Genomic DNA, 8,256 nt, shown 5'->3' on the forward strand with positions numbered 1-8,256 from the left:
CGGTGTTCCAGCCTCGATCCCATCTGCAGCACTCCGATTCACGGTGGTGTTGCAACGACCGGCTGAACCCAAGATCGCCTATCGGGACGGGGTTTGGGCATACGCAGGTCTGACGACGGAAGCCCCGTTTGGGAGAGCGGCGAGGGGCGCTGAGGCTGACACCGATTCCTGGCTCTTCGCCTGGGTCGCATGATGCCGGGCTCCAGGAACGAGCCTGGAGAGGTGTGATCTCGATCCCGGCCCGCCAGGGTCGCAGTGGTGAGCTGCCCCTCGGCGGGTACCGTCCCGACCCGAAGGGTTCGACACCCGATCTCACGGTCCTCGCATCACATTGGCACGAGCACAGGCACCAGCATGTTCCAGCGCCGACCGTCCCAGGGCAGACGCGCCTCGTGGCGAAGCGTTACGGATAGCGGCGATGTGCGACTTCACCGTCTGCTTCGATGTGGTCCCTGACGAGAAGCATCATTGAGTGAGTCGTGGGCCCGGGCGGCGGCTTCGGGGTGCTGACCAAAATGCGTCGTGTAGGTGTCGGTGAATCGGCCGAAGTGTGCGAACCCCCACCGGCGGGCGATTTCGGTCAAGGGCGTTGCGGTGTCGGAAGCGTGCAGTTCGGTGCGGACACCTTCGAGTCGGAGCTGGCGGAGGTACTGCAGCGGGGAGACGCCGAAGTGTGTTCGGAATTGGTTCTCGAGCATGTGCGAGCTGACGCCGGCAACCGAGGCGATCGAAGCGGTGGAGAGCGATGCCGCCGGGTGCGTGTCGATGAAGGCGACGGCCCGTGCCAGGCTCGCCGGTACCGCTGCGCCATCGTCGGGTTCTCCCGGTCCGACGATGTTCTCGTGGTCCTGCATCAGGCGCGGTACTGCTGCACTAGAGGGCACGCGAACGGGTCGCGGGCGGCAAGGCCAACCCGATTGAGGTACTGCACGACGATCGCGTAGGACCGGACTAGGGAGGTCTCGGTGTAGGGGACGTCGTGGTCGGCGCAGAACTGCTGGACGACGAGCCGTGCGGCGCGGAGGTTCGGGCGGGCCATGTTCGGGAACAGGTGGTGCTCGACCTGGTAGTTCAAGCCGCCCATGAAGTGCTCCACCCAGCGGCCGCCGTGGATGTTTCGGGAGGTGAGGACCTGCCTGCTGAAGAAGTCGACCTTCTGCCCTTCTTCGATGATGGGCATGCCCTTGTGGTTCGGAGCGAACGCGATCCCCATGTAGAAGCCGAACACCGCGAGCTGCACGCCGAGGAACGCGAACGCCATACCGACGGGCAGAGACCAGAGCAGCACGCCGAAGTACAGCACGAACCGGGCCAGGAACACGCTCCCCTCTGACCAGCGCCCCTTGATGCCGGTGCCGGTGAGGTAGGTGCGGATGGACTGCCAGTGCAGGTTCGCGCCCTCGAGCAGCAGCATCGGGAAGAATGCGTACCCCTGCACCCGGACCAGTACCCGCATGATGCCACGCTTCGCGGCGGCGTCTTCGGGGCGGAAGGAGATCGCCTCGAAGGAGATGTCCGGGTCCTTGCCGACGGTGTTCGGGTTGGCGTGGTGGCGGGTGTGCTTGTTCATCCACCACACGTAGCTGATCCCGGCGAGGAAGGTGCCGCCGTACCGGGCGGCCCGGTCGTTCCAGGTGTGGGAGGCGAAGATCTGTCGGTGCGCGGCCTCGTGGGACAGGAACGCGAACTGCGTGAACAGCACCCGAGGACGCCCGCGACGATGAGCTGGAACCAGGACTCGCCCAGCACCGCGAACGCACCACCCGCGAGAGCGAGGGCGACGATGAGGACAGCGAAGACGGTCCAGTAGTAGCCGGTCCGACGGCGCAGCAACCCATCAGCCTTGACGCGCTGCAGCAGCGCCGAGTACGTGGACGTCGCGCTGGCTGAGCCGTTGCGGGGTCGGGTGCGGAGGATCGGCGACGGGGCAGCACCCGCTGATTCGACGTGTGACATGGGAGCGGGTCTCCTGGGCTTGGTGACAGATGGGCCAGCAACCAGGGGTAAGGGCTACATCTGGGCACGCTACGAGCAGCGGCCGAACCGTCTTCGGTTACGGGAGCGACCACGGGTGGCCGCGCCTCGTGGTGGGGTGGAGATACCGGTCGGGCATCGTTCGGGTCGATGCCCGACCGGTGGTACGGGACGACCCGACGGCAACACGTCGAGCGAGGAGCTGCGAGCGGATCGTCGTTCCTCGGTCGTCATCGGAGACGTTAAGTGTTCCGGCGACCAAGGACTGGGGCAGCTGCTGCTAACCGTAGGGGGCGGCGTTTCACGGTGCAACGCAAACCCAAGGTCTTGCGCAATGCGGCTGCGCGCTCGGTGGCGGACCGACTGGGGAGGGCGGACCCCTCGATCGTTCGCAGTCACGAACGGGGCTGCTGACCCGCGGATTCGGTGACGGCGGGCAGGACGGTGTTGCGCGAGACAACCTCACGGGCGAGTTCGGCGAGGGGCTGTTGGTGAGAGCGTGCGTGCTGGCGGAGGAGATGGAACGCGGTGTCCATGTCGACCTGGTGCGTGTGCGAGATGAACCCCTTGGCCTGTTCGATGACGACACGGGTGTTGAGGGCACGTTGCAGCTGTTCCTGCGCGAGGGTGGCGTGGTCGACGCTGCGCTGCTGCAGGATGCTTATGGTCGCGACGTCCGTGAGTGCCCGCGCGGCGATGGCGTCCTCCTCGTTGAGCTCGCCCGGGCTTTCGCGGAACAGGTTCATTGAGCCGAGCGTGGTATCGCGCAGGCGAAGCGGGATGGAATGCACGGATGCGTAGCCAGCCAGCTCGGACGCTGCCGCGAAGCGGGGCCACCGGCGGCGCATCTCGTCTGCGTTCGCCACGGACACAGCCGCGCCGGTGGTGAACGCTTCCACGCACGGGCCTTCACCGGCATCGAGCTGCATCAGCCCGATGAGGTTGCTGCGTTCGCTCGTCGACACGATGACCTCGAGCTGCTGCCTCGGGTTGGCGAGCATGATGCCCGCCGCGGACGTGTCGAACAGGTCAGTGGCGTTGTCGACCAGAGACTGCAGCAATTCGACGACGTCGTACTCGGCAACGAGAGTGTCGGTGAGGGTGACGAACGCGTCGACGAGTCGGTGCTCTCGGGTGTGAGTCATGGCTGCTTCCTTCCCTACGGTGCAACGTCGTTGCGGTCGGTGAAATCGATGACTCGGGCGACGACGTCGGCTGCGAGGCTACGAACGGAACGGCCGGCGACGAATGCATGACCGCGGAGAATCAGCAGTGCGTCGTCTGCATCGGTGCCGGTCTGCGCTGCGAGCATGCCGGATGCTTGGTGGACCTCACGGCGAGAATAGGCCCCGGCGGCAGCGTGCGAATCGCCGTCTGCGCCGACTTCCACACGCAGCAACGCTCGGCGGAGCGCCGAGCGAGCCGCGGCCTCAGTCAACGCGATCGCCTCTTGTACCGCCCTGCCTCCGAGGCTGCCACGGGCGTGGGTATAGAGGTCGACGACGCCGATGTCGAGTGTGCCGAGGCGCATCGGGAACGCGAACACCGCGCCCAGCCCGGTCTCCTGCATCGCCTGCAACGCGACCGGCCACCGCGCGGAAGTCGCGGCCTGCACGTCGGGTTCGAGGACCGGCGTGCGTGTACGCACCGCTTCCCAGCAGGGTCCTTCGCCGAGGTCGAGCTGGATCTCGTCCAGCCGCGCCGCGGTCGCGTCGCTAGCGCACACGGTCTCGGACCCGAACGGGTTCCCCACTGTGGAGATCGCAACGCCCATCACCGGCAGCACCGACAGGAAAGGTGCGCACAAATCATCGCCAACGCCGGCGCCGTGCAGTGCGGCCGCGGCGCGGGTGAAGTCACCGCTCGCCGCCATCAGCTGGCACCACGAACACCCTGGATGGTGCGCAACCGGTCCTGTCCGTGCATGGCTGACCTCCTCGCTGTCACCAGCGCGAGGTCCAGGCACCGGGGTCGCTGCCCACCGTACCGTGCAGCCTCGCGCGCGGTGCATCCGCAACACGCAGTGTGTCTTGCGACGTGCATGTCCCGGCCCTACATTGGCTGGCAGCTGCCCCAGCCCCTGGTCGCCGGAACCACCCGGATTCTCGATGACGAACAGGGATGACACCGTGACCGCACACCTTCTCCGCATCGGCGATTTCCCGCGGTCGCACCATGGACCACCGGTCGGGCGCGCCCCTGATTCCGTGCCCGACCAGTACACCCTCGCCGGTTGTCGCTGGCCCGCCTTCGCTCCCACCGCAGCTGCGATCGAGGTCCGATGATGCTGTCGATGTATGCCCCGGCCGTACACCCGGATGAGCTTCCAACCACACGTGCTGCGTGGCACCGACGGGCGGGACTGACCGATCCGGCAGTACTCGCTCTCGCCGTCCAACGACGGATCGACTCCGTTCCAAGCGAGCCCCGATATGTGGACTTCTTCCATGCACGCTGAAGTGCACACACCGCATGATGTCTACGCGGCGGCAGCTACAGTCACTGCGACCGTCGCAGTACTGGCCGGGGCGATCTGCACCATCGCAGCGTGGGGCACGCTCCTAGGAGTCGCCGGCATCGCGATGGGAATCCTCGGACTACTGGCCGCGCTTGTTGGCTTCATGCTGGTTCGCTTGCCGCCGCGCTGACCGCGGCGCGACTGATCTGTAAGCGGAGGCCCGCCGGAGGCGGCCGGGTGCTGCCAGTCGGTTCGGATTGCGGTGAGCACGCTTTGGTTGAGGCCTCATCAGCGTTCCGGCAGCATCTGCGCGGTTCCGAGCGGGAGGTTGTGGAGCGCTACGTTCACACGATGAGTCGGATCGCGTCTTCGGATCCGGTTGGCGGCGTGGATACGCCGGCGGTGCGGGTGGAGGTGTGCGCCCTCACGTGCCATCCCTCCGGAAGTTCCTGTTGGATGCGCAAGAGGCCGGCGTCCTCGGTGTCAGCGATGACACTGATCTGGACCGATGCGCCGCCGGCGCTGATCGTTGCGACCACTCGCACACTCATTTCAGCAGAATGCCACCGCGCGGGCGGGTGGACGTTGAGACTCCGTCCCCGATGGAATCGGCTCCGAACGCTGCAACCGCTGAGCGACGGAAGCCTGGTAGGTCACAGCTGCGGGAAAGCCGATCACCGTCATGGTGTAGCGCGCTCCAGCGCAGCAGCAATCAGTTCAATGCGGCCCGTCAAGACGTGGGCGCGGTGTGGCGGTGCCGCGGCATTGAGGCGCTCCGCGAAGTGCAGCGCAGCACGCAGTACTTCCGGATGGTCGATGGCGTAGATCGCCACGCTCTCGAGGATCTCGTCCACGAGGGTCTCGATCGGAGTCCAGCAGCAGTACACGCGCCCATGTCCGTCGTCATCGCGGTGGACGGTGATCGGGTCGCGGCCCCGCCAGATAGGGACGAGGGCGGCAGCGGCGAGATCGAGCGCGCTCACCGCCGTGTAGGGGTCGTTGGTTCCGCTGGCGAGCCCCCGAACGCCGATTTCGATCAGCTGCTGGAGCGCGAAGCGCACATCTTGGTATGGCGTTCGCGCTGATCCGAAGGTGACCTGCGCGATGAGCGCGTCATGGTCGGCCTCGCCGCGGACCTTCATGACGGTCTCCCCGGGGAGGACGTGTGTGCCCGGCATCGCAACGACCTCAACAGCGACGTCTTTATGCTCCGCGAGTCGGCGGAGCCGGTCCCAGCCGATGGACTGCACGTACCCCGCGGACCGTGCGGGGATCGTCACCCAGTCTCCGGTCATGACCGCCGACACGGTGCTGCGGTGGTGGCCTGGGGCTTCGGGGAACGCGACGTCGAGGGCGGCGATGAGGTCCGCTTCAACCTGGGTCAGCAGAGAGGTGACCTGCACGCTGCTGGCGATGTGGTGGATGAAGAACACCAGCACCGCGACATCGACGACACCCAAGAGGACGGCCACGTGGACGGCGACGACGGGGACGAACGCTGTCGTGTCCTCGACCGCGGTGTGGACGGAGCGAAGGACGACGATCGCGTAGAGGAACGTCGAGGTGAACGCGGCGAGGACGAGCTGGTTGGCGCGGTCGGCCATGAAGTTCCGCACCAGACGAGGACCGTACGTCGACGACGTCGTGGCGAGGACGGAGATGGTGATCGAGAACGACGTTCCGGCGACGGTCAGCATCGACGTGCCGATGGTCGTCAAGATCGACCGGCCACCACTGGCGCTGAGCACGTCGAGAAACGCGATCCGTGTTCCGCCAGCCTGCAACGCCTCGTCGAGGGCGACGAGCAGCTGCGCGACGATGATCGCCGTGATGCCGAGAATGGTCGGCCAGAACCAGAACGACTCACGGACGCGGAGTGCGATCGTACGAACGGGAGTCACTGGGTCCCCCCTGGGACGACGACACGCCATGGACCGGAGCCGTGGGTGGTGTGGGGTGGTCGCGAACTGCGAGGAGTACGGGCGTGGCACCGGACGCTGTGGCGCGGCTCTGTAGGTGCAAAGCGTGTCACATCCGCTCCTTCACTCCGGTGCGGATGAGCGCCCAGTTCACCGGAAACGCCGTTGCGAACCCAGCGACCATCGCAAGCTGCATGACGAACCAGAACTCGGGCGTGACCACGTCGGCACGGCCACCGAAGAAGGCCGGGAGGACGAGGAACTGCGCAAGTGCCATGACCCCGTACATCCCCACCTGCCAGGCGGAGATGGAGAACGTGTCGGCTTTCAGCGCCGCGACGATGCCGGCTCGGAATCCGAGCCCGCGCATCGGCGCAATAGAGAAGTACTGGAACACGATCCCGAGCGCGAACGCGAGGACGAAGTCGATGATCCATCCCGCGAAGATCTCATCCTGGTAGAACGTGCCGCGGCCCACGAGCGTACCGAGCAGCGGGAACAACACGAGCACGAACTCACCGACCAGGTCACCGATCGCGCATCCAGCCCCACAATGACTCGTCCCGATTGCCACCGACACCGCCATCGATGATCCACGTCCGGTCCCTCGACCTGCGACAGCCCTGCTCCTGCGCAGGTAGAGCAGCAGCCACACGATGCCACCGAACAGCATCGTCAGCGGCCACACCACGTTCATGATTGCCATCCGCTGCGGATGCCGGAACACGTCAACCGCAACCCACGCCGCAGACACGACACCGACCGTCAGGAACCCGACGGACACGACCGTGAACCACACAGGGAACTGCTGCACAGACAACGCTTCGATGATCAGACCTTCCTCGCCACAGGGTCAAGCCGACGCGGCCTCTGTTCCCCGCAGAAGCACCGAGAATGGTGCCGGGCACACCGCTTGGAGCCGCTACGCGTCACGGCCGTCTTTCACCCGGCCTGACGAGCTCTCCATGGTGGCAGCGTCCGGGGCGTCGTGAGCCGGCCCCAGACCGACTGGCAGCCCTGCCTCGGGGTGGTTCAGGTCGAAGGCCGGCGACTCGGAACGGATCCGCGGGATCGACGTGAAGTTGTGGCGCGGCGGCGGGCAGGAGGTCGCCCACTCGAGCGAGCGGCCGTAACCCCATGGGTCGTTCACGGCGACCTTCGGTGCGTTCCGGGCCGTCACGTAGACGTTGAAGATGAACGGCAGGAACGAGATGCCGAGGATCATCGAGCCGATCGTCGACAACTGGTTCATCCACGTGAAGCCGTCGTTCGGCAGGTACGTCGCGTAGCGCCGCGGCATGCCGATGACGCCCAGCCAGTGCTGGATGAGGAACGTGGTGTGGAACCCGACGAACAGCAGCCAGAAGTGGATCTTGCCAAGACGCTCGTTGAGCATCTTGCCGGTCCACTTCGGCCACCAGAAGTAGAAGCCGCCGAACATCGCGAAGACCACGGTGCCGAAGACCACGTAGTGGAAGTGCGCCACAACGAAGTACGAGTCGGACACGTGGAAGTCCAGCGGCGGCGACGCCAGGATCACACCGGTGAGTCCACCGAACGTGAACGTCACCAGGAAGCCGATCGCCCACAGTAGCGGGGTCTCGAACGTCACCGAACCGCGCCACATCGTGCCGACCCAGTTGAAGATCTTCACGCCGGTCGGGACCGCGATGAGCATCGTCATGAGCGAGAACCAGGGCAGCAGGACGCCACCGGTGACGTACATGTGGTGCGCCCACACCGTGACCGACAGGGCCGCGATCGCGATGGTCGCGTAGACGAGGGTCTTGTACCCAAACAGTGGTTTACGGCTGAAGACCGGGAGGATCTCGGACACGATGCCGAAGAACGGCAGCGCGATGATGTACACCTCGGGGTGCCCGAAGAACCAGAACAGGTGCTGCC

9 protein-coding genes are annotated in these 8,256 nt (G+C 66.0%); 1 reads left to right on the plus strand and 8 read right to left on the minus strand.

Translation table 11 applies throughout. From position 1 onward, the window contains the following. Positions 1-428: 428 nt before the first annotated feature. The 4 genes from ITJ59_RS18755 to ITJ59_RS18770 form a co-directional block, all read right to left on the minus strand. Positions 429-854, minus strand: a complete 426-nt coding sequence (locus tag ITJ59_RS18755) for a helix-turn-helix transcriptional regulator (protein ID WP_194652818.1) — start codon at positions 852-854, stop codon at positions 429-431. Beyond that, positions 854-1,702, minus strand: a complete 849-nt coding sequence (locus ITJ59_RS18760; protein WP_323749567.1) for an acyl-CoA desaturase — start codon at positions 1,700-1,702, stop codon at positions 854-856. Before ITJ59_RS18760 ends, ITJ59_RS18755 begins: the two co-directional genes overlap by 1 nt. Before the next feature lie 667 nt (positions 1,703-2,369). Further along, positions 2,370-3,119, minus strand: a complete 750-nt coding sequence (locus ITJ59_RS18765; protein ID WP_194652819.1) for an ANTAR domain-containing protein — start codon at positions 3,117-3,119, stop codon at positions 2,370-2,372. 14 nt (positions 3,120-3,133) lie between these two features. Beyond that, positions 3,134-3,847: a GAF and ANTAR domain-containing protein gene (locus ITJ59_RS18770; RefSeq protein ID WP_194652820.1), complete on the minus strand. Its 714-nt coding sequence runs from the start codon at positions 3,845-3,847 to the stop codon at positions 3,134-3,136. A 574-nt stretch (positions 3,848-4,421) separates the two neighbouring features. On the opposite strand from ITJ59_RS18770, the gene ITJ59_RS18775 reads away from it, so the two are divergent. Beyond that, the gene (locus ITJ59_RS18775; protein ID WP_194652821.1) at positions 4,422-4,622 is read left to right on the plus strand and encodes a hypothetical protein; all 201 of its coding nucleotides are present in this window, start codon (positions 4,422-4,424) and stop codon (positions 4,620-4,622) included. Between the two features lie 154 nt (positions 4,623-4,776). On the opposite strand, the gene ITJ59_RS18780 is transcribed toward ITJ59_RS18775, so the two are convergent. The 4 genes from ITJ59_RS18780 to ITJ59_RS18795 all read right to left on the minus strand — a co-directional run. Next, complete coding sequence (locus tag ITJ59_RS18780) at positions 4,777-4,971, minus strand: hypothetical protein (RefSeq protein WP_194652822.1); 195 nt, start codon at positions 4,969-4,971, stop codon at positions 4,777-4,779. A gap of 141 nt (positions 4,972-5,112) precedes the next feature. Further along, positions 5,113-6,363: a DUF2254 domain-containing protein gene (locus ITJ59_RS18785; RefSeq protein WP_228511991.1), complete on the minus strand. Its 1,251-nt coding sequence runs from the start codon at positions 6,361-6,363 to the stop codon at positions 5,113-5,115. 97 nt (positions 6,364-6,460) lie between these two features. Next, positions 6,461-7,135: a DUF4396 domain-containing protein gene (locus ITJ59_RS18790; protein ID WP_323749568.1), complete on the minus strand. Its 675-nt coding sequence runs from the start codon at positions 7,133-7,135 to the stop codon at positions 6,461-6,463. A gap of 138 nt (positions 7,136-7,273) precedes the next feature. After that, positions 7,274-8,256, minus strand: a 983-nt coding sequence (locus ITJ59_RS18795) for a cytochrome c oxidase subunit I (RefSeq protein ID WP_194652825.1), incomplete at its 5' end; no start/stop codon positions are given.

It is taken from the genome of Curtobacterium sp. VKM Ac-1393 (assembly GCF_015350995.1).
Lineage (GTDB): Bacteria > Actinomycetota > Actinomycetes > Actinomycetales > Microbacteriaceae > Curtobacterium.

Bases quoted from the DNA above. Each gene is read 5' to 3' on its own strand.
- ITJ59_RS18755 (WP_194652818.1), bottom strand. From the start codon at position 854: ATGCAGGACCACGAGAACATCGTCGGACCGGGAGAACCCGACGATGGC.
- ITJ59_RS18765 (WP_194652819.1), bottom strand. From the start codon at position 3,119: ATGACTCACACCCGAGAGCACCGACTCGTCGACGCGTTCGTCACCCTC.
- ITJ59_RS18770 (WP_194652820.1), bottom strand. From the start codon at position 3,847: ATGGCGGCGAGCGGTGACTTCACCCGCGCCGCGGCCGCACTGCACGGC.
- ITJ59_RS18775 (WP_194652821.1), top strand. From the start codon at position 4,422: ATGCACGCTGAAGTGCACACACCGCATGATGTCTACGCGGCGGCAGCT.
- ITJ59_RS18785 (WP_228511991.1), bottom strand. From the start codon at position 6,363: ATGGCGTGTCGTCGTCCCAGGGGGGACCCAGTGACTCCCGTTCGTACG.